At 62.6% G+C, this 23,741-nt stretch carries 18 protein-coding genes and 1 tRNA gene; 14 read left to right on the top strand and 5 right to left on the bottom strand.

The window, feature by feature from the left end; translation table 11 throughout:
* Positions 1-63: 63 nt before the first annotated feature.
* Positions 64-3,792, bottom strand: coding sequence for an ATP-binding protein (locus ACLBKR_RS01805; protein ID WP_113487683.1), 3,729 nt, complete (start codon positions 3,790-3,792; stop codon positions 64-66).
* A 239-nt stretch (positions 3,793-4,031) separates the two neighbouring features.
* Here ACLBKR_RS01805 and ACLBKR_RS01810 point away from each other — a divergent pair, with 239 nt between their 5' ends.
* From ACLBKR_RS01810 to ACLBKR_RS01825, 4 genes are all read left to right on the top strand, one after another.
* Positions 4,032-4,481 (top strand): phasin, encoded by a 450-nt coding sequence (locus tag ACLBKR_RS01810; RefSeq protein ID WP_112828382.1) that lies wholly within the window; start codon positions 4,032-4,034, stop codon positions 4,479-4,481.
* A gap of 136 nt (positions 4,482-4,617) precedes the next feature.
* A tRNA-His gene (locus ACLBKR_RS01815) sits at positions 4,618-4,694 on the top strand.
* Positions 4,695-4,874: 180 nt separating this feature from the next.
* Positions 4,875-7,202 carry a heavy metal translocating P-type ATPase gene (locus tag ACLBKR_RS01820; RefSeq protein ID WP_414901699.1) on the top strand — a complete coding sequence of 776 codons (2,328 nt, stop codon included), beginning with the start codon at positions 4,875-4,877 and terminating at the stop codon, positions 7,200-7,202.
* 352 nt (positions 7,203-7,554) lie between these two features.
* On the top strand, positions 7,555-8,550 hold the full coding sequence (locus tag ACLBKR_RS01825) for a hypothetical protein (protein WP_414901701.1): 996 nt from the start codon (positions 7,555-7,557) through the stop codon (positions 8,548-8,550).
* Positions 8,551-8,565: 15 nt separating this feature from the next.
* Here ACLBKR_RS01825 and ACLBKR_RS01830 read toward each other — a convergent pair whose 3' ends face one another.
* On the bottom strand, positions 8,566-9,495 hold the full coding sequence (locus tag ACLBKR_RS01830; protein WP_112828380.1) for a LysR family transcriptional regulator: 930 nt from the start codon (positions 9,493-9,495) through the stop codon (positions 8,566-8,568).
* A 106-nt stretch (positions 9,496-9,601) separates the two neighbouring features.
* On the opposite strand from ACLBKR_RS01830, the gene ACLBKR_RS01835 reads away from it, so the two are divergent.
* Genes ACLBKR_RS01835 through ACLBKR_RS01845 form a run of 3 tightly spaced genes read left to right on the top strand, consistent with a single transcriptional unit; the run spans position 9,602 to position 13,723 of the window.
* The gene (locus ACLBKR_RS01835; protein WP_414900400.1) at positions 9,602-11,002 is read left to right on the top strand and encodes a VOC family protein; all 1,401 of its coding nucleotides are present in this window, start codon (positions 9,602-9,604) and stop codon (positions 11,000-11,002) included.
* 10 nt (positions 11,003-11,012) lie between these two features.
* On the top strand, positions 11,013-12,434 hold the full coding sequence (locus ACLBKR_RS01840; RefSeq protein WP_113447984.1) for an FAD-binding oxidoreductase: 1,422 nt from the start codon (positions 11,013-11,015) through the stop codon (positions 12,432-12,434).
* A 56-nt stretch (positions 12,435-12,490) separates the two neighbouring features.
* A complete protein-coding gene (locus ACLBKR_RS01845) occupies positions 12,491-13,723 on the top strand; it encodes a pyridoxal phosphate-dependent aminotransferase (RefSeq protein ID WP_113447983.1) in 1,233 nt (410 codons plus the stop codon).
* A gap of 290 nt (positions 13,724-14,013) precedes the next feature.
* Here ACLBKR_RS01845 and ACLBKR_RS01850 read toward each other — a convergent pair whose 3' ends face one another.
* Positions 14,014-14,697 (bottom strand): HupE/UreJ family protein, encoded by a 684-nt coding sequence (locus ACLBKR_RS01850; protein WP_113447981.1) that lies wholly within the window; start codon positions 14,695-14,697, stop codon positions 14,014-14,016.
* A 241-nt stretch (positions 14,698-14,938) separates the two neighbouring features.
* On the opposite strand from ACLBKR_RS01850, the gene ACLBKR_RS01855 reads away from it, so the two are divergent.
* From ACLBKR_RS01855 to ACLBKR_RS01865, 3 genes are all read left to right on the top strand, one after another.
* Positions 14,939-15,544 carry a HupE/UreJ family protein gene (locus ACLBKR_RS01855; protein WP_244713274.1) on the top strand — a complete coding sequence of 202 codons (606 nt, stop codon included), beginning with the start codon at positions 14,939-14,941 and terminating at the stop codon, positions 15,542-15,544.
* Positions 15,545-15,632: 88 nt separating this feature from the next.
* Positions 15,633-16,295, top strand: coding sequence for a hypothetical protein (locus tag ACLBKR_RS01860; RefSeq protein ID WP_162759161.1), 663 nt, complete (start codon positions 15,633-15,635; stop codon positions 16,293-16,295).
* On the top strand, positions 16,292-16,894 hold the full coding sequence (locus ACLBKR_RS01865) for a DUF1007 family protein (RefSeq protein WP_162759162.1): 603 nt from the start codon (positions 16,292-16,294) through the stop codon (positions 16,892-16,894). The genes ACLBKR_RS01860 and ACLBKR_RS01865 overlap by 4 nt, the downstream gene beginning before the upstream one ends.
* A gap of 2 nt (positions 16,895-16,896) precedes the next feature.
* Here ACLBKR_RS01865 and ACLBKR_RS01870 read toward each other — a convergent pair whose 3' ends face one another.
* A complete protein-coding gene (locus tag ACLBKR_RS01870) occupies positions 16,897-17,778 on the bottom strand; it encodes a LysR family transcriptional regulator (protein WP_113485865.1) in 882 nt (293 codons plus the stop codon).
* Positions 17,779-17,893: 115 nt separating this feature from the next.
* Here ACLBKR_RS01870 and ACLBKR_RS01875 point away from each other — a divergent pair, with 115 nt between their 5' ends.
* The 3 genes from ACLBKR_RS01875 (at position 17,894) to ACLBKR_RS01885 (ending at position 21,820) form a co-directional block, all read left to right on the top strand.
* Complete coding sequence (locus ACLBKR_RS01875) at positions 17,894-19,390, top strand: CoA-acylating methylmalonate-semialdehyde dehydrogenase (protein ID WP_112828373.1); 1,497 nt, start codon at positions 17,894-17,896, stop codon at positions 19,388-19,390.
* Positions 19,391-19,683: 293 nt separating this feature from the next.
* Positions 19,684-20,757: a DUF898 family protein gene (locus tag ACLBKR_RS01880; RefSeq protein WP_113485867.1), complete on the top strand. Its 1,074-nt coding sequence runs from the start codon at positions 19,684-19,686 to the stop codon at positions 20,755-20,757.
* On the top strand, positions 20,747-21,820 hold the full coding sequence (locus ACLBKR_RS01885) for a M48 family metallopeptidase (protein WP_113485869.1): 1,074 nt from the start codon (positions 20,747-20,749) through the stop codon (positions 21,818-21,820). Before ACLBKR_RS01880 ends, ACLBKR_RS01885 begins: the two co-directional genes overlap by 11 nt.
* A gap of 50 nt (positions 21,821-21,870) precedes the next feature.
* On the opposite strand, the gene ACLBKR_RS01890 is transcribed toward ACLBKR_RS01885, so the two are convergent.
* Positions 21,871-22,896 carry a Fe(3+) ABC transporter substrate-binding protein gene (locus ACLBKR_RS01890; RefSeq protein ID WP_414901703.1) on the bottom strand — a complete coding sequence of 342 codons (1,026 nt, stop codon included), beginning with the start codon at positions 22,894-22,896 and terminating at the stop codon, positions 21,871-21,873.
* A 203-nt stretch (positions 22,897-23,099) separates the two neighbouring features.
* On the opposite strand from ACLBKR_RS01890, the gene rirA reads away from it, so the two are divergent.
* Positions 23,100-23,576, top strand: coding sequence for an iron-responsive transcriptional regulator RirA (gene rirA, locus ACLBKR_RS01895; protein WP_112828369.1), 477 nt, complete (start codon positions 23,100-23,102; stop codon positions 23,574-23,576).
* Positions 23,577-23,741: the final 165 nt, after the last annotated feature.

The following is a 23,741-nucleotide window of genomic DNA, read 5'->3' on the forward strand; positions in this document are numbered from 1 at the left end:
CCGGAAATTGCGTCATGGCGCTTCCCCGAAACCCAGGTCGCTGGACATCGGGAAGCGGTGTTCTCAGCCAGCGAGGACGCGCGGCGACGGGAAGCTGATCTCGACCAGCGTACCCTCGTTCGGCGCCGAGGATATCGAGAAGTTCGCGCGGTTGGCGTCGACCATGGCCTTGGTGAGCGGCAGGCCGAGGCCGGTGCCGTCGCCGCGATTGCGCGCGCCGGCGGAAACCTGGCGGAAAGGCTTCATGGCCTGTTCCAACTCCGACCGGGTCATGCCTATGCCGGTATCGCGGATCCGCAGCACCACACTGCCGTTCGCCTCGTAGGCCGTCGATACGATGATCTGGCCGCCGGACGGGGTGAAGCGGATGGCATTCGCCAGGATGTTGAGAACGATCTGCTTGATCGAGCGCAGGTCGGCGACAACGTTCGGCACCGATTGCGAAAGCGCCGTGCGGATGATGACCCGCTGGCTGTTGGCCTGGGGCTGGACGATCGCCACCGCCGCCGAAACCGTCTCGTTGAGACCGACGGCGGTGAAGTCGAGATCCATCTCGCCAGCCTCGATCTTGGAGATGTCGAGAAGGTCGTTGACGATGTCGAGCACATGCCGGCCGGAACGGACGATGTCGTTGGCATATTCGTTGTAGCGCGGATGGCCGACCGGGCCGAAATGCTCGTTGGCCATCATGTCGGCGAAACCGATGATCGCGTTGAGGGGCGTGCGGATCTCATGGCTGACGCGCGCCAGGAAGTCGGTCTTGTGGGCGCTCGCTGTCTCGGCGGCGCGCTTGGCGCTGCGCAGGTCTTCTTCCGTCCGTTTCCACTGGGTGATGTCGCGGATTACAGCGCAATAGCCGTTGGAACTCGTGAGACGACCGATGGTCATGAAGAGCGGCAGGAAGCCGCCGGACGCCTCGCGGCCGATCACTTCGCGGCCGTCATTCAGCACGCTTGCAACCCCATGGCCTGAGAGACCGCCGAGATAGTCGAGGATGGACTTCTGGCTCTCATGGGCAAAGAGCATGACGAAGGGCTTTCCGCGGGTCTCCTCCTCGTCATAATTGAAGAGGGCGCTTGCCGCCCGGTTCATCGAGCGGATATCGCCATCCGCGCCGAGGATCACCACGCCGTCGGTCGCGGTTTCGAGGATAGAGCGGAGTTCGTCGACTTCGACCTGCAGGTGGGCGAGATGTTCGGCCACCGCCTGCTGGCCTTGCGGCTGCTCGGCGGCCATCGGTTCAACCGGTTCCCGGCCTCCACTTTCCGCCGCCGACGGCACCAGCGCCAGCATCAGCGCGCTGGCATCGTCGAATTTCACCGATTGCAGCCGTGCCGTCACCGGAACCAGCCGGTCGTCGGCGCGGACCACGACCACCTGTCCGGCCTCGTCGCCTGCCTGTTCGAGATCCTGTCGCTGGATCAGCGCATCGAGACCGCCGGTCGCATTCAACTCGTCGAGTGAAGCATAGCCGGTTAGGTTCAGGAATTCCGGATTGGCGTGAATGAGCCGGTCGCCGACATGGACAAGCAGCGCGACCGGCATCAGGTCGATGATGTCACCCGTCAGGCTGTTGTCGCGCTTCAACCGTACGACGGACGCTTCCTTCGCCGGCTGCGGCACTTCGATGGAGGGTTCGTCCCTGGATTCGGGCAACGATGTCAGGGGCTCGGAGACAGACGAAACGGCTTCGGCGGACTTTGCGGTCGGCGTTTCCGTGCTCGCCGCTTCGGTCTCTGCCGTGGCGGCGGCAGGGGCGCCATCCCGGCGGAGCCTGAGGCCGAGCGGATCGAGCTTGCGGGCGATTTCCTCGAAGGCAGCCTGTTCTCCGGCCGTGAGCCCGTCGCGCTCCCGGCTGCGGCGCTCCTCAAGCTGCACCACCTTGTCCGAATGGCGCCGGTTGGGCGTTTCCGAAATCTGCAGCGCCGGCGGTTCGTGCGCGGGCGTCTCAAGAACCGGAGCCGGCTGCTCGGGTTCAGGAGGCAACGTCTCGCCGGCGGGCTCTTCCGGTACCGCAAACAGGTCTGCGGTCTCGTATGCCGGCTCTTCGGTGACATCGGCCAGGGTGTCCTCGATCACGGAGACCTCAGGCTCTTCCGCAAGCGTGGCCGTTTCGTTCGCGGCCGGGACGATGTCGGCCGGCACGGTGTCGTCGCTCTGTCCGGCGGTTTCTCCGGTCGCAGGCACAACAGGGCTCTCCATGCCGTCTTCGGCTTCCGGCAGATCCCTCTCGGCGCTCTCGACGAAGGTCAGCCCTGTGCGGTTGGGGTCCTCGACGGCGTCAGCGAAGCGCACGATGCCGAAACCGCGGAAACCGTCGAAATCGCGGCTGCGCGTATAGGTCGGAAGCGCGGCCAGATCGACCGGCACCATCAGGGTCGTGCCCTGGATCGGCCAGTGGATCGTTTTGCCGGACCAGGTGTCGCGCTTCTTCAGAAGTTCGGCGATCTTGCCGTCCGGGTCGAGATTGAAGAGGGCGGCGAGATCGGCAAAGGCGACGCCGTTGATATCGGCTGCCCGCGGACCGACCGCCTGGGCAAATTCGTCCGAGACGTCGCAGAAGCGTCCCTCGGCGTCGATCTTCCAGACGAAACGCACCGCCCGCCGGGAAGGCGAGAAGATGAAGCCGCGATCCACAGGCGTTTCTACCGGCTCGTTGGTTGCGGCTTCCGCGGGTGCCGTAGCCTGCGCGCGCGAAGTGGAAGCAGCGGACGCGGCGGCCGGCTCCGGTTCATCCACCTCGGGCGTTACGGTATCCTCGGGCCGGGCAGTCTCCACGACGGATGCATAAACCTCCCGCTCAGCATGGACGGGCTGGCCGTTGTCGTCCTCTGCCGGTTGCATAGCCTCCACCTCGAAATCCTCGGAGGAGTCGATGGTTTCTTCCGCCAGTTCCTCGGCGCTTTCCTCGATTTCCTCGATGTCGCCGAGGGCCTCGACAACGTCGGCGAACGCACCGGCGGAGGGCTGGATCTCGGTGGACTGCGGGATCTCGCCGGCAGCGGGCTTGGCCTCGGTCACCACCTCCGTCACGGCCTCGCTGAGAGGCTGAGGTGCTTCCTGCGTTACGGCAACGATCTCCGCTTCGGCCTCATCGTCCTCGAAATCGTCGGTCGGGTCCATGGTGCCGAGGATGGTCTCGACCACGAAAAGCAGATGAAGCGCCGGATCGTCGGAGAGCTTGCCGATCGCCGCCGGCAGATAGCCGCGTCCGGTCGGGGTCGGCCGCTTGACGAGGTGGTGGGGGTCGGCGCCAACAAGGTTGACCAGCATGCGAGCCGTATGCGGCGTGACACCGAGTTCGGCGAAATGCGCGGATGCCGCGACCACCGCTCCCTCGCCGTCGAGCACGGCCATGTGGGTATCCGGATCGTCGAAGCCGGCGAGCATGTCGGTGGCGCGCTCGGCTGCCGTTGAAGTCTTTCCGGCAAGCGGGACGGCCAGCAGTACGACCGGCTCGCCTCTGCGCAGTTCCAGCATTTCGACAGAGGCCGAAACAGGGACGCGCTGGAAGCCGGAGGCGACACGCACCAGCAGCGGGCGGCTGTCGCCGACTTTCGAAAGCTGCCGGGCGACGGCTTCAAGCTGCCGGAAGGTCACGTCATTGCGGGCGGGACCATCCTCGATGAAGTCATAGATCGAGGCATTGCCGAAGAAGCGCGCGCCGGCGCCGTTCGCCCACAGCACCTTGTCGAGCGCTGGCGCAAACACCACCAGGGCTTCCCCCCGGGCGAAGCGGGCTCGGATGCTCTCGTGGACTGCGACGTCGATGAACGGATACTGGGCGGGCATCGTGAGACCTGTCTTAGCAATTGCCGGCATGCACTGCAAATTAACAGATTTTTAATACCTAGGCAGGGCCTTTCGGTCCAGCGAACGCCACCGCTTTCGGCCAATACGGTTAACGGCACGCGGTGAAATTGTATATTGCGTCGCACAAACATATTGCAGTGCACAATATGACGTGTTATATAAGGATTATGGAATGAATTCGAGCCCGTAAACGGGCCTCAAAACAGAGGATCACTCAAATGGCTGCTACTACTCCCAAGGACGTCTTTTCCTTCTCCGCCTTCGACCCTTCCAAGTTCTCGGAAAGCTTCCGCGACTTCGCTGAAAAGGGCGCCACCCAGTCGAAGGAAGCCTTCGCCAAGATGAAGGCTGCCGCTGAGGAAGCGTCGAAGACCGTCGAGACCACTGTGCAGTCGGCCCAGGCCGGCACCGTCGAACTCGGCCTCAAGGCCATTGACGCGCTCCGCACCAATGCCGACATGTCGCTTTCCCATATGGAAGCGCTGCTGGGCGTGAAGTCGGTCGCCGAACTCGTCGAACTGCAGACCTCCTTCATCCGCAAGCAGGCCGAAGTCACGGTCGAGCAGGCCAAGGCCATGCAGGAAGCCGCAAAGAAGGTTGCCGAAACCGTCGCCAAGCCGGGCAAGGAAGCCGTCGAGAAGGTCGTATCCACCTTCAAGGCCGCCTGAGGCTCCGGAATTTTCCCATCGGAAACCCAAGGGGTCGGGTCATGCCCGACCCCTTTTGCTTTTGCTGCAGAAAGGGCTTGAAAAAAAAGCCGAGTACCCGTATGTGACCCCTCACGACGCTTCGCGCGTCAGATGTGCGGTTGTAGCTCAGTTGGTTAGAGCGCAGGTTTGTGGCACCTGAGGTCGTAGGTTCGATTCCCACCAACCGTACCATTTCTTTCCCCCATCGTCATATCCCTGCGACCCGATGCCGGCGCTTGTCCGGTTTGCTTTCTGTCGGCGCCCGCCCGCTGCATGCTGCCCCGTTTTTTCCATGAAATATCTCACAAACGCCTCTTGCACCTCTAGTGACTAGAGGTCCTACAACGTGCCTCACAGGAATGAGGTACGATGATGAGCAATGCAAAGCAGACCCGCTTCAAGATAGAAGGCATGGATTGCGCTTCCTGCGCTTCCAAGATCGATACGGCCGTGCGCCGAATGCCGGGTGTCTCCGATGTCTCCGTCTCCGTGACGCGAGCGACGATGACGGTCAGCCACGACGCGACCAGCGACATCGAGGCCATCGGCCGGAAGGTGAAGGGGCTGGGTTATCCTGCAACGCCAATCCCTGCGACCGAGGAAAAAACCGTCGTGCACGATCACGGCCCTTCCTGCTCGCATGACCATGGCCACACCCACACCCATGACGATGACCATGACCATGCCAGTTGCGGCCACGATCATGGCCATCATCATGACCACGATCATGAGGGACACGACCATGAAAAAACCGGCGGCGATCATGAGCGCAGGGGCAACGCTTCCCCGGCCACGAGCGGCATTGAGGGCCTGCACGGACACGACCACGGCCCTTCGGATGGTCCGTGGTGGCGCAGTGGCAAGGGCCGACTGACGATCTTCGCCGGGCTTGCGTTGGTTGCCGCCTATGCAGCCGGCCTGATTTTCCCTGAAGTCGAGGCCTATGCCTTCATCCTGGCGATGCTGGTGGGTCTGCTGCCGATTGCTCGCCGCGCCGTAATGGCGGCGCTTGCCGGAACGCCTTTCTCTATCGAGATGCTGATGACCGTCGCTGCCGTCGGCGCGTTGATTATCAATGCGACCGAGGAGGCGGCGGCTGTCGTTTTCCTCTTCCTCGTCGGCGAACTGCTGGAAGGCGTTGCCGCCGGCAGGGCGCGCGCCAGCATCAATGCGTTGACCGAACTCGTGCCGAAGACCGCGTTGCTGGAGGAAAACGGCAAGACCCGTGAAGTCCCCGCCGAATCGCTCGGCGTCGGCTCGGTCATCCTCGTTCGCCCCGGCGACCGCATTTCCGCCGACGGCCTTATCCTCTCGGGCGAAAGCCCGATCGACGAAGCTCCGGTGACCGGCGAGAGCGTGCCCGTGCGCAAGGGTGTCGATGACAGCGTCTTTGCCGGCACCGTCAATGGCGATGCGGCGCTGAGGGTCCGCGTGACCGCGGCGGCCGCCGACAACACCATCGCCCGTGTGGTCAGGCTGGTCGAGGAAGCCCAGGAATCGAAGGCCCCGACCGAGCGTTTCATCGACCGCTTCTCGCGTTACTATACCCCGGGTGTCGTGGTGGTCGCGGCTTTGGTCGCCATCCTGCCGCCGCTTTTTGCCGGTGCCGATTGGAATGAATGGATCTACAAGGGCCTCGCCATCCTGTTGATCGGCTGCCCCTGTGCGCTGGTGATTTCCACGCCCGCCGCGATTGCCGCATCGCTTTCCGCCGGCGCCCGTCGCGGCCTGTTGATGAAGGGTGGCGCGGTTCTGGAAGGTCTAGGCCGGCTGACGGCCGTGGCCCTGGACAAGACCGGCACGCTTACCGAGGGCAAGCCGAAGGTGACCGACGTCGTGGCTATCGGCAGGTCCGCCGCTGAAGTGATCCGACTGGCCGCCGCTCTCGAAATCGGGTCGAGCCATCCTCTCGCGCTTGCCGTGCTGGAAAGGGCGACAGCCGATGATGTCGACATTCCTCCGGCCTCCGATGCCAGGGCCCATGGCGGCAAGGGGGTTTCCGCCACGGTCGATGGCGTGGAAATCTTCTTCGGTTCGCCGAAGGCGGCAGCCGAAATGGTGACCATTCCGGATGAGCAGTTGCAGGCGATCTCGACCCTTAACGACGAAGGCAAGACCGTCTCGGCGCTTGTCAACGGCGGCGAGCTCATCGGCCTCGTCGCCATGCGCGACGAACCGCGGGCGGATGCGGTCGAGGGGCTGAAGGCGCTGGCCGACGCCGGCGTCAAGACGATCATGCTGACCGGCGACAATCGGCGCACAGCGAATGCCATCGGCGCCGAGCTCGGCATCGACGTCCGCGCCGAACTGATGCCCGAGGACAAACAGCGCATCGTCGGCGAGCTGCAGAAGGAAGGCTTCGTGGTCGGCAAGGTCGGAGACGGCATCAACGATGCCCCGGCGCTTGCGGCGGCCAATGTCGGTATCGCCATGGGCGGCGGCACCGATGTCGCGCTTGAGACCGCGGATGCGGCGATCCTGCACGGCCGTGTCGGCGATGTCGCGAAGATGGTGGCGCTGTCGAAGCGGACGATGAAGAATATCGTCCAGAACATCGCCATTTCGCTCGGTCTGAAGGCGGTCTTCCTGGTGACGACGATCCTCGGTATAACGGGTTTGTGGCCGGCGATCCTGGCCGATACGGGAGCAACCGTGCTGGTGACGATGAACGCCCTGCGTCTGCTGCGTCCGATCCGCTGACGACGGAAACGCATCGGGGCCGATCTGACGGATATGTGATCGGCTCCGGCCATGCTTGCAGAAACAGGCACTTGCGCATGCTGCGGCGGCAGGTTTTAGATCCTGTCCACGCATGTCGGGCGGGACGGCGTCGCTGGTTAACGGGCAATTAATCCAACTGTACGACCCTTGTCCGGAGTGACATCCGTATCGCGGTCGTCCGGTATTCGATCGGTCCGATGCTGCAAACGGCTTTCATTGGATAGTGATGATGTTATCGACTGCTTCATTCCATTTCCCCGTCGCGGCCCTCAAAAGGGTGGCGGTGAGGTCGGCCGTGGCCGCCACGGTCGCAGTCCTGCTGTCCGGCTGCATGGCGGACGGTCTCGACGATCTGTCGAAATCCGCGCCCCAGCTTTCGAGCAAGACGATTGCCGAAATGAAGAAGAAGAAGATGTCGCCGACGAGCCCCGTTCTGGTACGCATCTTCAAGCAGGAAAGCGAGTTGGAAGTCTGGAAGGTCGATGCCAGCGGCCAGTATGCCTTGTTCAAGACCTATCCGATGTGCCGTTGGTCGGGGAAACTCGGGCCGAAGATGACGAGCGGCGACCGTCAGGCGCCGGAGGGTTTCTACCATGTCTCCGCCGGCATGCTGAACCCGAATTCCCAGTATTACGCGTCCTTCAACCTCGGCTATCCCAACAGGCTTGAATCGGCGCTCGGCTATACCGGGGATGCCCTGATGGTGCATGGGGCCTGTTCCTCTGCCGGCTGCTATGCGATGACCGACCAGGGTGTCGGCGAGATCTATGCCATCGTACAGAAGGCGCTGGCCGGCGGGCAGGAGCGTTTCCAGGTGCAGGCCTATCCCTTCCGCATGACGGCGGAGAATATGGCGCTGCACAGGGATGATCCCAGCATGCCGTTCTGGCGCACGCTGAAGGAAGGCTATGACAGCTTCGAATTTACCCGGCGGCAGCCCAAGGTTTCCGCCTGTGGCCGGCGCTATGTCTTCAATACGGAATTCGAAGGCGGCGAACCGAGCGATCCGCTGGCCGCCTGTCCGCCGGCAATCTCGACTGCCGATCCGGGGCTGATGGCCAGGCTTGAAGTGGAGAACAAAAAGGTCGAGATCGCCATGACTTCGGCGAAATCGTCAGCCGTCTTCGCCTATGTGGACGGCGGCATGCATCCGAGCTTCCGCGCACTTCTCAAGAAGAACGGTGCGAACAAGATGGCGGCCAGCATTTCGAGCATCAAGTATCCGGTGAGCCGTCCGGATGCGGCGCTTGCCGATCCCTATGCCGGTCCCTCGATGTGGAAGCCTGCGGCAAAACCGGAAGAAGCGAGCGCTACGCCCGACCGCTGACCGCCTTGGCCCGGTTCAGGTCGGGCCGTCGCCCGGCGAGCCCCTTTCGATGTTATTGACCTGTTCAAGCATCCAGTTGCAGAAGTCGAGGCTTGCCGGCTTCTTCATCCGTCCCTCCGGCAATACGAGGAAATAGGCGTTGTCTGTCTTCATCGGGCGGTCGATGACGATCCTGAGACGTCCGTCGGCGAGTTCCTGCTCGATCAGGTAGCGGGGCACGAGCGCATAGCCGAGGCCGGCGGCCGCGGCCTCGATAATCATGGCGAACTGGTCGAAGCGATTGCCGCGATAGGGGCTTTCCAGTTCGATGTCATTGGCGAGCGACCATTCCGCCCAGAGTTTCGGCCGGGTGGCGAGATGAAGCAGCGGCCGGTGGCGCAGGTGCTTGAGATCGTCGTCCCCGATCCCGTCGAGCATGGCGGGGCTGGCCACCGGAACGATCCACTCGCTGCACAGGAAGTGGCAGGTGGCCCGCGCCCAGACCGGCTGGCCGTAGTGGATGGCGATATCGAAGTCCTCTTCCTCGAAGTCGAAGGGGGAGGACCGAGATTCGATGTTCAGGCTCTTGCCGGGATAGCGCCTTGCGAAATCCGAGAGCCGCGGAATGAGCCAGCGGCTGCCGAAGGTCGGGAGTGTGGCGATGGAAAGCTGATGCTCCGATTGCGCCGACGCCATGGCTCTCAGCATCATTTCCTCGGTCTGCTGCAGGATCTTGCGCACCTGCGGCAGCAGGCGCTGGCCGTCGCTGGAAAGTACCACCCGCTGGCGCACCCGGTCGAACAGCAGGAGCCCGAGCTGTGTTTCGAGATCCTTGACCTGCCGGCTCACCGCGCTTTGGGTCAGGTTCAACTCATTGGCGGCCTGGGTTACGCTGCCATGGCGGGCAACGCATTCGAAGGCCTGCAGCGTGGTGGCGTCGGGGATGGTGCGGCGGCTCAGAGTCATTCGGTTTTCGCATCAAGTCATTGACATTCGTCAGCATCATTTGGAATTCCGTGAGGGTATAAGCCATTTTACGAATGATCCAGCCGTATTTCGTGGAGCCGCCCAGATGACCCAGTCCGCTTTCGTTTCGAGCGATGACATCCGCTCGATGTTTTCCGCCGCCATGTCCGCCATGTACCGCAACGAGGTCCCGGCCTATGGCACGCTGATGGAACTGGTGGCCAAGGTCAATGACGAGACGCTCGCCGCCGATCGGAAGCTGAAGGAGCGTCTGGAAGAGACCGATAGCCTCGACCGCATTTCCGAGGAGCGGCACGGTGCGATCCGTCTCGGCACGCCGGCGGAGCTTGCCATGATGCGCCGGGTCTTTGCCGTCATGGGCATGTATCCGGTCGGCTATTACGACCTGTCGACGGCAGGCGTTCCTGTCCATTCGACCGCGTTTCGCCCGGTCGGTGATGCGAGCCTCAAGAAGAACCCCTTCCGCGTCTTCACCTCGCTCCTGCGGCTCGACCTGATCGCCGACGAAAAGCTTCGCGTCGAGGCTGAGGCAACGCTTGCCACGCGGCAGATCTTCACGCGCGGCGCCATCGAGCTGACGGAAAAGGCGGAGAAGCAGGGCGGCCTCGACCGTACTGACGCAGAGCGGTTCGTCTCGGAAGCGCTCGAAACCTTCCGCTGGCACGACAAGGCGCGCGTCAGTGCCGAAATGTATGACCGCCTTCACGCCGCCCATCGCCTGATTGCCGACGTGGTGTCCTTCAAGGGGCCGCACATCAACCACCTGACGCCGCGCACGCTGGATATCGATCTCGTGCAGGCCCGTATGCCGGACTACGGCATCGCGCCGAAGGCTGTCGTCGAGGGGCCGCCAACCCGAAAATGCGCGATCTTGCTGCGCCAGACCTCGTTCAAGGCTCTCAACGAGCCGGTTCTGTTCGAAGGCGAGGCCGGCGAGTGGAAGGAAGGCTCGCACACCGCCCGCTTCGGCGAGATCGAACAGCGCGGCATTGCGCTCACCCCGAAGGGCCGTGCGCTCTACGACGACCTGTTGAACGCCTCCCGCAAGATTGTTCGCCCGGCCGCCGACGGTTCGAATGCCGCCGAATACGAAAAGGCGCTCGCCGAAGCCTTTGTGCCGTTCCCCGATACCTGGGAAGCGATCCGCGCCGAAGGGCTCGGTTACTTTGCCTATTCGCTGACGGAAAAGGGCCGCAAGGCCAAGGCGGACGCCTCCGCCACCCTCGACAGCCTGATTGCGGATGGCCTCGTGCAGTTCGACCCGATTGTCTACGAAGACTTCCTGCCGGTCAGCGCTGCGGGTATCTTCCAGTCCAACCTCGGTGACGACGCGACCCAGGATTTCGTGGCGAGCCCGAACCAGCAGCGTTTCGAAACCGATCTCGGCGCCAAGGTGCTGAACGAGTTCGACCATTACGCGGGCATCGAGCAGGCGTCGATCGACTATTGCCGTCGCGCTCTCTCGGCCCTGCAGGCAGCGGAGTAAAAGCAAGACGATGATCGACCGGGAGCATGTTTCGGCGCTTGAGAAGATCCTTGGCGAGAAAGGTGTCGTCAGCGATCCCGCCGCCATGCTGGCCTACCAGACCGGCGCGCGGTACGACGAGGGCGTCGCCGCCCTGGTGCTTCGACCGGCAAGCACGGAAGAGGTCTCTGCGGTCGTTGCCTATTGCGTGAAAAACGGCATCGCGCTGATCCCGCAATCCGGCAATACCGGCCTCGTCTCGGGGTCGACGCCGGATAGTTCGGGCACGCAGGCTGTTCTGAGCCTCGACCGGATGGTGCAGCGCTTCGATCTCGATCTCGACAATCGCTCGCTGACCCTCGATGCCGGCTTCCGGCTTTCCGACGTCAACCAGCGGCTTGAGCAGCATGGGTTGTTCTTCCCGATCGATCTCGGAGCCGACCCGCGCATCGGCGGAATGTTGTCGACCAATACGGGCGGCTCCCGCTTCCTGAAATACGGCGATGTCAGGCGCAACACGCTCGGCGTGAAGGTCGTGCTGGCCGACGGGGCAGGCACTATTCTCGACCTCAACTGCGACCTGCGCAAGAACAATACCGGCGTGGACTGGAAACAGGTCTTTATCGGCACATCAGGCGCTTTCGGCATCATCACCGAATGTGTGCTGAACCTCGAAGCGCTGCCAAGGCAGGTCGCGACCGCCTATCTCGTGCCGGCAAGCGGCGTGCAGGTCATGCCGTTGCTGCGGGCGATGGAGCAGCGGCTCGGCGCCTATCTCTCAGCCTTCGAAGGCATGTCGAAAAACGCGGTCGCCGCCGCCCTCGATCATGTGCCGTCACTGCGCAATCCGTTCCAGGGCGGTGTCATTCCCGACTATGTGATCCTCTGCGAGATATCCCGCACCTGGGAGCCGCGCGAGGGCGAGCAGTCGCTGGACGCCGTTCTCGAAACGGTTCTCGCCGAAATCTGGGAAAGCGACGATGCGCCGCTCGCCGACGCCTTTGTCGGCCCGGCGCATGAGATGTGGGCGCTTCGCCATGCGCTGTCAGAGGGCGTCAAGCATTCCGGCAAGCTGATCGCTTTCGACCTCTCCTTCCGCCGCGGCGACATCATGGCCTTCTGCGACCGCATAAAGGCCGAGATGCCCTCCGCCTTCCCGGAGGTGACGATCTGCGATTTCGGCCATATCGGCGACGGCGGCGTGCACTTCAATCTCGTCGTGCCGAAGGACGGTTCTGCCGCGACCGACAAGGAATTCGAGACGCGGCTGCGTGACTGGGTCTTCACCATCGCAGTCGGCGATTTCGCCGGTAGCTTCAGCGCCGAACACGCAATCGGCCGCAAGAACCAGAGCTACTACGATCTCTACACGGACGCAAAGATCAAGGACATGGCGGCAGGGCTGAAAGCCCTGACATCGCCGGGCAGCCTCGGCACGGTCCGTTTCGGTTAGCTCACAGGATCAATGAATGCCCGCAAGGGCGGCTATCAGGTAACGAGGACTGTGCAATGAGCATCAACACCAGGGTCGAGGAGGCTGCATTCCAGCCGGCTTCGCGTATTTCGTCCATCGGCGTTTCGGAAATCCTGAAGATCGGCGCCAAGGCTCAAAGCCTGAAGCGCGAAGGTAGGCCGGTCATCATCCTCGGAGCCGGCGAGCCGGATTTCGATACGCCCGACCATATCAAGGAAGCCGCTTGGAAGGCCATGCAGGCCGGCCAGACCAAGTACACCGCTCTCGACGGCACGCCGGAACTGAAGGCGGCGATCCGCGACAAGTTCAGCCGTGAGAACGGCATCGACTACGCGCTGGACGAGATCACGGTCGCGACCGGCGCCAAGCAGATCCTCTTCAACGCGCTGATGGCGACGCTCAACCCGGGTGACGAGGTTGTCATCCCGACACCCTACTGGACATCCTATTCCGATATCGTGCAAATCGCCGAGGGCAAGCCGGTTCTGATCGCCTGCGATGCTACGGCCGGCTTTCGTCTTAAGGCCGAACAGTTGGAAGCGGCGATCACGCCGAAGACCCGCTGGCTGATCCTGAATTCGCCGTCGAACCCGTCGGGCGCGGCCTATCGCGAGGAGGATTACCGGCCGCTGCTCGATGTCCTGTTGCGCCATCCGCATGTCTGGCTGCTGGTCGACGACATGTACGAACACATCGTCTACGACGATTTCCGCTTCGTCACCCCGGCCGCCATCGAAACGCGTCTGAAGAACCGCATCCTCACCGTCAACGGCGTGTCCAAGGCCTATGCCATGACCGGTTGGCGCATCGGTTATGCCGGCGGCCCGCGCGATCTCATCAAGGCGATGGCCGTGGTGCAGAGCCAGGCGACGTCCTGCCCGTCCTCGGTCAGCCAGGCGGCAAGCGTTGCGGCGCTGAACGGCCCGCAGGATTTTCTTGCCGAGCGCAAGGCGAGCTTCCAGCGTCGCCGCAACCTCGTGGTCGCCGGCCTGAACGCCGTCGAAGGGCTGGATTGCCGGGTGCCGGAAGGCGCCTTCTACACCTTCTCCGGCTGCGCCGGCGTTCTCGGCAAGACCACGCCGGGCGGCAAGCTGATTTCGACCGACGCCGATTTCTGCGCCTATCTGCTGGAAGACGCCAATGTCGCGGTGGTGCCGGGTTCTGCCTTCGGTCTCTCGCCCTTCTTCCGTATTTCCTATGCGAGCGCGGAAAGCGAACTTGTCGAGGCGCTGAAGCGTATTGCGGAGGCGTGCGCAAGATTGCGCTAACGCCGAACAAGGGCCTGCCGTTGCGGCAGGCCTTAGGGCGCCGACGAAGTGAAGCTACCGGTTCCGGTGGGCGTAAGTCATCCTTCCGTCATGCCTGTGCTTGTCACAGGCATCCAGCGACCCGACGTCGGTCGGGTCAAAAGACCTTTCAGCCCAACGACTTGGGCTGGCTGGATTCCTGTGACGAGCACAGGAGTGACGAGATGGAAAATTCCGTGCTTCTGTTATCGACAATGCAGGCAGGGATATTGCCGGCAGTCTGAAAGTCCGTTTGCGTGGGATTTCATCGCCTACTTGAACAGAAAATAAACCCCGCAGACGGCGATGACGCCGCCGAGGGCGCGCACCAGATTGCCCCTCCAGATGCCTTTCAGGCCATAGCCGACGCCGATGCCGAGGATGTGGATGACGCCGGTCGATACCACGAAACCGACGGTAAACGCTGCGGGATCGGCGGCCCGGAGCGTCGCCTGACCGTGCGGGTAGCCGTGAAAGATGGCGAACAGGGCGACGATCACCAGCGCTGCCCATTCGGGCGCGCGCCAGCCGGCGGCGATGACGCCACCGAGCACCATCAGCGAGACGGCGATGGCGATCCTGATCGCTTCGTCCGGCAAAAGGCCGAACATGCCGGCAATACCGCCGACGCACATGATGAGCGGAAAGGTGGCGGGCAGCGTCCACACCGAGCGACCGCCCATCTGTGCGCCCCACAGGCCGACCGCCAGCATGGCGAGGAAGTGATCGAAACCCGCAAGTGGATGACCGAAGCCGCTGCCGAAGCCGCCCATGGGGCCGCCGAGATCATGGGCGGTGGCGGGGGAGGAAAAGGCGGCCGCGGCAAGCAGCACCAGAACGACAGCCGACGCAGCCCGGATTCGCGTGAGGAAGGGAACGAGTGCCGACTCTGCCGGCGGCACGACAGGCAACCGGATGGCAGGCACGCGGCGGGATGACAGGAAAGAACGGATCATCAGATTGCTCCGGAGGCGTCATGCGGATCGTTATGGACGGATCGATCCGCCATGCTTGCGACACAGACCCATCTACAATCTTCGGCGATTCGGATATAGTCCGACCGGTCAGGCGCTGCCAGTAAGGACGGAACCTTGCCTTCGCGACAAGACGGCGCGATTGTGAGCCCATGTCCGTTTTGCCACCTTTGCGGGCGACCTTATTGCCTCATACCGGTTTTCGATTTTGGAGATTTTGACCATGCTGTTTCCGAAGATGCCGCGAGCCCTCGCCGTTCCGGCCCTTCTCGGGTTTGCCGCTTCGCTCGTGCTTCCGGCCGTCGCCGAAGCGCATATCCTGCAGGGGGAGACGGGTGGTTTCCTTCATGGTTTCGAGCATCCGCTTTCCGGTGCCGATCACCTGCTTGCCATGTTCTGCGTCGGTCTCTGGGGTGCGCAGATGGGCGGGCGGTCCGTCTGGAGCCTGCCGATCGCTTTTCCGCTCATCATGGTCATTGGCGGCATGCTGGGCATCGCCGGTGTGCCGCTGCCGGCGGTGGAAAGCGGCATCGCCCTTTCGATCATCGTTTTAGGTGCCGCGATTGCCTTCGTCTGGCGTCCGCCGGAATGGCTGGCCGTGTTGGTGATCGGCGTCTTCGCCATTTTCCACGGCTATGCCCACGGCGCCGAACTGCCGACGGCCACAGATCCGGCGGATTATGCCATCGGCTTCGTGGTCGCGACCGGCCTTATCCACCTGTTCGGCATTTCCGTCGGTCTTGCCTTCCAGCGTTTCAGGGGCGGGGAGCTTTCCCGTGCCCTCGGTGGACTGATCGGCCTCGGCGGCGTCTATTTCCTCGTCGCCTGAAACAGTGCGCATCGCGTCGTCATCCGGTGTTTCTTCCCTCCCGCTCTGGCCGGCCCTTGTGTTGGCCGTCGGGGGAGGGAGTGTCATCTTGTTATCCTTCCTTCTGAAGTCGCCGGGTGATTATGCCGACTGGCCGCTTGCCTCCGTCTTTACCGCCGAGCGCCTGCTGCCGCTTCTGGGTCTCGGCATCCTGATCGGACAGCTGCCGCGCAAGGTGTTGGCTTCGGCAATCGTGCTCCTCCTTGCCGGCGTGGCTCTCGGTTTCGTCTTCCGAGAGAAATTCTATGAACTGATGGCGCCGGTGCCGGGGGCCGCGGCCAACATGTTTCTTGCCGGCCCCATAGCCTGCCTGCTGATCGGCCTGCCTCTGGTTCTTTCGCGTAGCATCCGGCCATGGCTGGCCCTGCCTCTTTTGGTTCCGACCGGCGCTGTGCTGGCGATTGCCGGACTGCTTGGCGACGTAACCCTGCATGCCCGAAGCTATCTGCCTTTGGCATTGGCGACGGAGATCTGGATCGTTACCGGCATGGCGCTTCTCGCCGCCGCCTTGCATCAAGCCTGGGCGATGATCGGGGGGCGGATCTTCGCAAGCTGGCTGATCGCTATCGGCTTTCTCTATGGCGGCGCGCATCTGGCCAACAGGCAGGACGGTCTGGAGCCTCCCCCGTTCCCCGATTTCGCCGTGACGGGGGATTTCGCCGGTTTCGAACCGGTACTCGAACAGCTCGACCGCGGGAGAGGGGGAAGATGACCCCATCGTCCCGCGCACTTTCACTTGCCGCCGGTTGCTTGATGCTGCTGGGATCAGCGCTTCCCGCGTCTGCACATCCCGACATCGCCGTCACCACGCGGGTCCTGTTCGATATCCGGGAAGGCCGGCTGATTGCAGTTGCCGAGAGCCTTGCCTTTGACGAGAAGTACAGTGCTCGGCTGTTCGCCCGTTTCGACCATGACGGCGACGGCATGTTCGATGGCGGCGAGGCCGACGAGATGCGGCAGGCTTTGACGGAGGATCTTGGCGCGACCCATTTTCTGACGGAGCTGGCTTTCGGGGGCGAGCTGCTGGAGATGGGGGAGCCTGACGCCTTCCATGCGTCGGTTGCGACCGGCAGCGTGTCCGTCACCTTCGGCTTCCGGCTGGAAGCGCCTGTGGCAATGAAAGCAGGGCAAAGCCTGACGCTGATACAGCGGGATCGGGATTATACCGTCGCCTTCCGGCTGGCCGAGGACAGGCCGGTGCTGATCCGGGGCGGCGAGGGGCACTGCGCCTATTCTGTCGTCGAAAGACCGGATCTGGCCTATTTCGGCGGGCTGGTCGTGCCGCAGGCGATCACCCTGACCTGCCGGTAATCTCAAACGAAGATCTGCCGGTTCTCGTCGATGAGTTCCTGCAGGAAGGAGACGACGGTGCGCACGCGCACCAGTTCGCGGGCGCTTTCGTGATAGGTGGTCCAGTAGGCGCGGCGGATGACGATTTCGGGCAACACGCGCACGAGTTCGTCGTGCTGCCGCGCGATGTAATCATGCAGGATGCCGATGCCGAAGCCGGCGCGCACGGCCTCTGTCTGGCCGATCGCCGACGAAATCTCGAAGCTGGAATCCCAGCCACGCATCACTTCGCCGGAATAGGCAAGCGAGGCCGAGTAGACGAGATCGTCCACATGACCGATCAGCCGGTGTTCCCGCAGGACCTCGACGGCTTCGGGCATGCCGGCTTCCGCAAGGTAGCTCCGCGAGGCGTACAGCCCGAGCGTGTAGTCTGTGAGTTTCGAGGAGATGAGCCGTCCCTGTTCCGGCCGCTCGATGGTGATGGCGATATCGGCCTCGCGCTGGGAAAGCGAGAAGGCGCGCGGCACCGGCACGAGCTGGATCTTGAGCGCCGGATAACGCCGGGTCAGCGCGCCGAGACGGGAGGCGAGGAAGGCGACGCCGAAACCGTCCGGAGCGCCGATGCGCACCGTGCCGGCGACCGCGCTGTCGACGCGGCCGATATCCGATTGCGCCGCCAGCATCTCCGTTTCCATGCGCTCTGCGGCGCGGCTGAAGACCTCGCCCTCAGGCGTCAGTTCGCAGCCATTGGTGCGGCGGATGAGCAGGCGGGTCTGCAGGGACTCCTCGAGCGCCGTGATCCGGCGCGACAGAGTCGCATGGTTGACCCCGAGCCGTCGTGACGCCGCAAGGATCTGTCCGGAGCGGGCCACGGCAAGGAACATGCGCACATCGTCCCAGTTCATTTCCTGTCCCTTATGTCGAAAAATGCACAACGGTTCTGTAATCCAGATCATTGCCTTGCGCAAATCGAAGTGGGAAGCTGCGCCATCACAAAAAGACCCCTGAGGAGGTTCATCCATGCGTGAGATCGGTCATTTCATCGGCGGCAAGCACGTCGCCGGCACCAGCGGACGCACATCGCCCGTCTACAACCCGGCAACCGGAGAGATCCAGGCGCAGGTCGCGCTTGCGACCGACGCCGAGCTTGACGCCGCCGTGCAGAACGCCAAGGCTGCGCAGCCCGCCTGGGCCGCAACCAACCCGCAGCGCCGCGCCCGCGTGTTCATGAAGTTCGTTGAACTCCTGAACAAGAACATGAACGAACTGGCCGAAATGCTCTCGAAGGAGCATGGCAAGACGGTCGAGGATTCCAAGGGCGACATCATCCGCGGGCTTGAGGTCTGCGAATTCGTCATCGGCATCCCGCACCTCTCCAAGAGCGAATTCACCGAAGGCGCCGGCCCGAACATCGACATGTACTCGATCCGCCAGGCGGTCGGTATCGGCGCGGGCATCACCCCGTTCAACTTCCCGGCAATGATCCCGATGTGGATGTTCGCTCCCGCAATCGCCTGCGGCAATGCCTTCATCCTCAAGCCCTCCGAGCGTGATCCCTCCGTTCCAATCCGCCTTGCCGAACTGATGATCGAAGCCGGTCTTCCCGCCGGCATCCTGAACGTCGTCAACGGCGACAAGGGCGCGGTCGATGCGATCCTGACCCACCCGGAAATCAGCGCAGTCTCCTTCGTCGGCTCGACCCCGATTGCCCGCTACGTCTACGGCACCGCTGCCATGAACGGCAAGCGTGCCCAGTGCTTCGGCGGCGCCAAGAACCACATGATTATCATGCCGGATGCCGACCTGGATCAGGCTGCCAACGCCCTGATGGGCGCCGGTTACGGCTCCGCGGGCGAACGCTGCATGGCGATCTCGGTTGCCGTTCCAGTCGGCGAGGAAACCGCCAACCGCCTGATCGAAAAGCTGACGCCGATGGTGGAAGCGCTGCGCATCGGTCCCTATACCGATGACAAGGCCGACATGGGTCCGGTCGTCACCAAGGAAGCTCAGGCCCGCATCAAGTCGCTGATCGACAGCGGTGTCGCCCAGGGCGCCAAGCTCGTCGTCGACGGCCGCGATTTCAAGCTGCAAGGCTATGAGGACGGCTATTTCGTCGGCGGCTGCCTGTTCGACAACGTTACCCCGGACATGGACATCTACAAGACGGAAATCTTCGGGCCGGTTCTCTCGGTCGTTCGCGCCAGGAACTACGAGGATGCGCTTTCCCTGCCGATGAAGCACGAATACGGCAACGGCGTTGCGATCTACACCCGCGACGGCGATGCCGCCCGCGACTTTGCGTCCCGCATCAACATCGGCATGGTCGGCGTCAACGTTCCGATCCCGGTTCCGCTCGCCTACCACTCCTTCGGTGGCTGGAAGTCCTCTTCCTTCGGCGATCTCAACCAGCACGGCACGGACTCGATCAAGTTCTGGACCCGTACCAAGACCGTCACCAGCCGCTGGCCTTCGGGCATCAAGGACGGTGCCGAATTCGTCATGCCGACGATGAAGTGATGCCCTCGGGGGATTCCTGCTTGCGCGTCCGTGCGGCACCGCGTTTACTGCGGTCGCGCGGGCGGGCATCAAGGGCTATGCCGAATTCGTCATGCAGACCATGAAGCGATGCGTTTGACCTTTCCACCGGGGAGAGGGGTGCAATGGCTTTGAAGAACTTTGAAAACGGGTCTCGTAGGAGGCCCGTTTTTCGTTCCGCGCAACTTGCGACATGACCGTGGTCGTGGCAGGTCTATCTGTAGATGCGGTTGGGGACCGAATCTGCAGAATTGGCACGGGCAAGTGGGGCGAAAATGACAGCAGCACAGTTCATTCCGGCATCCGCCGTGACGCGCGGGGAGTTTCGCGGGCGAGCCGGTGAGTATTTCGGCATATGGCTCGTCAACATCCTGCTGACAATCGTCACCATCGGGATCTATTCGGCCTGGGCGAAGGTGCGGCGCAACCGCTACTTCTACGGCAATACCTTCGTCGACGGTCATTCCTTCGATTATCACGCGCGGGGCATGCAGATCTTCATCGGCCGCGTGATCGTGGTCGGCTACCTGATCGTCTACAACATCGTCCTGACATTCATGCCGCTGGCCGGCGCGGTGCTGGCGGTCGGCATGCTGCTCCTGCTGCCGTGGATCGTGGCGCGCAGCCTGCGCTTCAACGCCCGCGTCACCAGCTATCGCAACATCCGCTTCGATTTCGTCGGCACCACCTGGGGCGCCTTCGTCGCGCTTATCCTCGGTGGTCTCGTTGCGGTGGTGTCGCTCGGCATTCTGGCGCCCTTCGCCAGCCGCTGGCTCTACCGCTACATCTTCAACAACCTGCGCTACGGCGACCGCGCCTTTGCGAGCGATCCCGGAATCGGCAAGCTCTATGGCGTCTGGTGGATCTCGGCGCTGATCGGGGCTCTGGGGCTGATGATGTCGGTCCTTGTGGGATACGGGCTGTTTTCGGCGCTGGAAGCCTCGGGTATCGATCCGGAGACCACCGAGGGCAGTTTTCAGATCATCGGCGCGCTCTACATGACCCTCATACCCCTGCTGGCGATCTACGCGATTGCCGCGATCATCTATCGTGTCGGCGTGCGCAACGTCGTGATCCGGGCCACGGTTTTCGATGGCCGCCACAGGCTTTATGCCGACCTTTCTCCGTTCCGCTATCTCTGGATCGTGGCGTCGAACCTCATCGTCTCGGTATTCTCCCTTGGCCTGATGCGACCCTGGGCGGCCATCCGCGAGCGGCGCTATACTGTCGAACATTCCGGCATTGCCTTCGACGGCGATATCGGTGAAGTGATCGCCTCCATCGAGGCGACGGGTTCCGCGGTAACGGCCGAGTATATTGACATGGAAGGTTTCGACTTTGGCTTCTGAGGCGACAGGCGGCGACGCCCGGGTTATCGCCCGGGGACACTGGCATCCGCCGCGCTCCAGCAAGGCGCTGGCTGCGACGCTTCTTGTGAGCGGCACCACCCTTCTGGTGCGTCTCGACGGGGAGGCGGGCGATCCCGCCGCATTCAACGATGCCCGCCGGGTGACGATCTCCGATCGGGTCGGCAACATCCCCCGCCGCATCGGTTTCGTCGACGGATCGACATTCGAGACCGCTGATAACGACGCAATCGATGGCTGGCTGCGAAAAACCCGCTCCCGCCACCATGGCTTTGTGCATGAGTTGGAGAGATTTCATCCCCGGTTGATTGCCGTTGTCCTCGGAATCTTCCTTCTGGGCGGCCTCATCTACCGTTTCGCTCTGCCGGCGCTGGTTGAGGTCGCCGTTGCCGTCACGCCGCCCGTGGTTCCGAAAATGATGTCATCTGGAACACTGGCTTCCCTCGACCAGACGGTCTTTTCGAAGAGCGGGCTGCCGGAAGAACGGCAAAGGGAGCTGACTGAGAAGTTCGAAGCACTTGCTGCCTATTCGGCCCGTGGCAAGGACGGCTACGATCTCAATTTCCGCAAGGGCGGCCTGATCGGTCCGAACGCCTTCGCTCTGCCGGATGGCACGCTGGTGATCACCGACGAGCTTATCGACCTTGCGGCCGGCGACAGCGAGATGATCCTCGGCGTGCTCGCCCATGAGATCGGCCATGTGGAAAAGACCCATTCGCTGCGCCAGCTCTATCGGGCGGCCGGCATGGCCGGGCTGGTCATGCTGATCGCCGGCGATATCGGCTCCGCCGGTGAGGATATCCTGACCAACGGCGCAGCACTGATCTCGTTGTCCTACTCGCGCTCTGCCGAAAGCGAGGCGGATCACGTTTCGGTCGAACTGATGGCCAAGGCGGGCCACGATCCGGCGGCAATCGCCCGCTTCTTCGAACTGATCGAAAAGAAACTCGGCGACAGCGGCGAAACCTCCATCCTCTCGACCCATCCCGGCACGCCAGAGCGCCGCCGCCAGATCGACGAATGGGCGAAGGAAATCCGCAAATGAAAAAGGGCGGCCTCAAGCCGCCCCTGTCATTGTGAGGGACTGGACCGTCTTTACTGGGTCGGACCGTCGTTGAAGCCGACCTTGTCGACCAGCTCGGAAGCGAGCTTGCGATTGGCGGCAATGTCAACGAGCGGCAGCGTATCGGGCTTGATCGGGCCGAAGGAGGCAACTACGTCGGAGACCTTGGCGCCCGGCAGAACCGGATATTCGAACACCTGATCCGCATAGATTTCCTGGGCCTTGCCGGAGGAAAGGAATTCCATCAGCTTGACGGCGTTGTCCTTGTTGGGGGCGTTCTTGGCCAGTGCCATGCCGGAGATGTTGACATGAGTGCCCCGGTCGGCAGCGTTCGGGAATAGCACCTTGATGGCGGCGGCCCATTCCTTCTCCTCCGGGTCCTTGTCGTTGGTCAGCATCAGGCCGACATAATAGGTATTGCCGAGCGCGATGTCGCATTCGCCGGACATGATCGACTTGGCCTGGCTGCGGTCATTGCCGTCAGGCTTGCGGACGAGGTTGTTCTTCACGCCGGTCAGCCATTTTTCCGTAAATTCGGCGCCATGATGGGCGATCATCGAGGCGAACAGGCCGATATTGTAGGAATGCTGGCCGTCACGCACGCAGATCCGACCTTTCCACTTGGGGTCGGCGAGTTCCTCATAGGTGATCGCCGTTTCCGGCACCCGCTCCTTGGAGGCATAGACGACACGGCCGCGGGTGGTCAGTCCGAACCACTCGCCGGCAGGATCGCGATATTGGGCCGGAATGTCCTTGTTGATGGTTTCGTTCTGGAGCGGCTGGGTGACGCCGCCGTCCTTGGCCTCGATCAGACGGCCGATGTCGACGGTCAGGATGACGTCGGCAGGAGAATTGGCGCCCTCGGCGGCGATGCGCTCGACCAGGCCCTTGTCGAGAAAGAGCACGTTGGTCGCGATGCCGGTTTCCTTGGTGAATTCGTCGAGCAGAGGCTGGATCAGCTCCGGCTGGCGATAGGAGTAGACGTTCACCTCGCCATCGGCAAAAGCGGCGCCTGCCATCATACCGAAAGACACAGTGGCGAGAAGCGCGGCGCGCATTGTTTTTGCCGAGAGCATGGAAACCTCCTCTGGTGCATCCCATATTAGATATTAGTTGAGCGTTCTAATCATGAATTGCGGAAGCCTGTCAATGCGGCTAGGTTTCGGTCACCGGTACGTGAACGCTGAACTTGAGTATTTTGGAATTGTTCAAAACTACAAAAGACGCTATATAAGGCGTCAAACGAGTCAGGGAGTCAGGCATGCGTTTGACAAAGCAGACAAATTATGCGGTGCGCATGCTCATGTATTGCGCGGCCAACAAGGAACATTTGAGCCGGATTCCGGAAATCGCCAAGGCTTACGGCGTGTCCGAGCTGTTCCTGTTCAAGATTCTTCAGCCCCTCAACAAGGCGGGTCTGGTGGAAACCGTGCGTGGCCGTAACGGCGGCGTTCGTCTTGGCCGTCCGGCGGACAAGATCAGCCTGTTCGATGTGGTGAAGGTCACGGAAGACAGTTTCGCCATGGCGGAATGCTTCGAGGATGACGGTGATGTCGATTGCCCGTTGATCGACAGCTGCGGTTTGAACTCCGCGCTGCGCAAGGCGCTCGGTGCCTTCTTCGAAGTGCTCAGCCAATACAGCATCGACGATCTCGTCAAGGCTCGCCCGCAGATCAATTTCCTGCTTGGAATCAACGATTTCGAGCCGAAAGCCACGATCTCGGCCCCCGCAGCCTGAGAAGGCCCGTCAGTTTTGGCCCCTTGGAACCCCGCTGTGGCAGAGCGCCGGCGGGGTTTTCATTTGGCGCTTTCGCGATCTTCAGCGTTCCCCTGTCACAGAAAGATAGCCGCTCCGGGCTGATGCCCCTTGAGTGTCCGCTGCCTTCAAAGTACATTTACGTAA

It is taken from the genome of Paenirhizobium cremeum (genome assembly GCF_047553425.1).
Classification (GTDB): Bacteria; Pseudomonadota; Alphaproteobacteria; order Rhizobiales; family Rhizobiaceae; genus Allorhizobium; species Allorhizobium cremeum.

Coding starts and splice junctions, on each gene's coding strand:
- ACLBKR_RS01805 (WP_113487683.1), bottom strand. CDS start 3,792: ATGCCCGCCCAGTATCCGTTCATCGACGTCGCAGTCCACGAGAGCATC.
- ACLBKR_RS01810 (WP_112828382.1), top strand. CDS start 4,032: ATGGCTGCTACTACTCCCAAGGACGTCTTTTCCTTCTCCGCCTTCGAC.
- ACLBKR_RS01820 (WP_414901699.1), top strand. CDS start 4,875: ATGAGCAATGCAAAGCAGACCCGCTTCAAGATAGAAGGCATGGATTGC.
- ACLBKR_RS01825 (WP_414901701.1), top strand. CDS start 7,555: ATGGCGGACGGTCTCGACGATCTGTCGAAATCCGCGCCCCAGCTTTCG.
- ACLBKR_RS01830 (WP_112828380.1), bottom strand. CDS start 9,495: ATGACTCTGAGCCGCCGCACCATCCCCGACGCCACCACGCTGCAGGCC.
- ACLBKR_RS01835 (WP_414900400.1), top strand. CDS start 9,602: ATGACCCAGTCCGCTTTCGTTTCGAGCGATGACATCCGCTCGATGTTT.
- ACLBKR_RS01840 (WP_113447984.1), top strand. CDS start 11,013: ATGATCGACCGGGAGCATGTTTCGGCGCTTGAGAAGATCCTTGGCGAG.
- ACLBKR_RS01845 (WP_113447983.1), top strand. CDS start 12,491: ATGAGCATCAACACCAGGGTCGAGGAGGCTGCATTCCAGCCGGCTTCG.
- ACLBKR_RS01850 (WP_113447981.1), bottom strand. CDS start 14,697: ATGATCCGTTCTTTCCTGTCATCCCGCCGCGTGCCTGCCATCCGGTTG.
- ACLBKR_RS01855 (WP_244713274.1), top strand. CDS start 14,939: ATGCTGTTTCCGAAGATGCCGCGAGCCCTCGCCGTTCCGGCCCTTCTC.
- ACLBKR_RS01865 (WP_162759162.1), top strand. CDS start 16,292: ATGACCCCATCGTCCCGCGCACTTTCACTTGCCGCCGGTTGCTTGATG.
- ACLBKR_RS01870 (WP_113485865.1), bottom strand. CDS start 17,778: ATGAACTGGGACGATGTGCGCATGTTCCTTGCCGTGGCCCGCTCCGGA.
- ACLBKR_RS01875 (WP_112828373.1), top strand. CDS start 17,894: ATGCGTGAGATCGGTCATTTCATCGGCGGCAAGCACGTCGCCGGCACC.
- ACLBKR_RS01880 (WP_113485867.1), top strand. CDS start 19,684: ATGACAGCAGCACAGTTCATTCCGGCATCCGCCGTGACGCGCGGGGAG.
- ACLBKR_RS01890 (WP_414901703.1), bottom strand. CDS start 22,896: ATGCGCGCCGCGCTTCTCGCCACTGTGTCTTTCGGTATGATGGCAGGC.
- rirA (WP_112828369.1), top strand. CDS start 23,100: ATGCGTTTGACAAAGCAGACAAATTATGCGGTGCGCATGCTCATGTAT.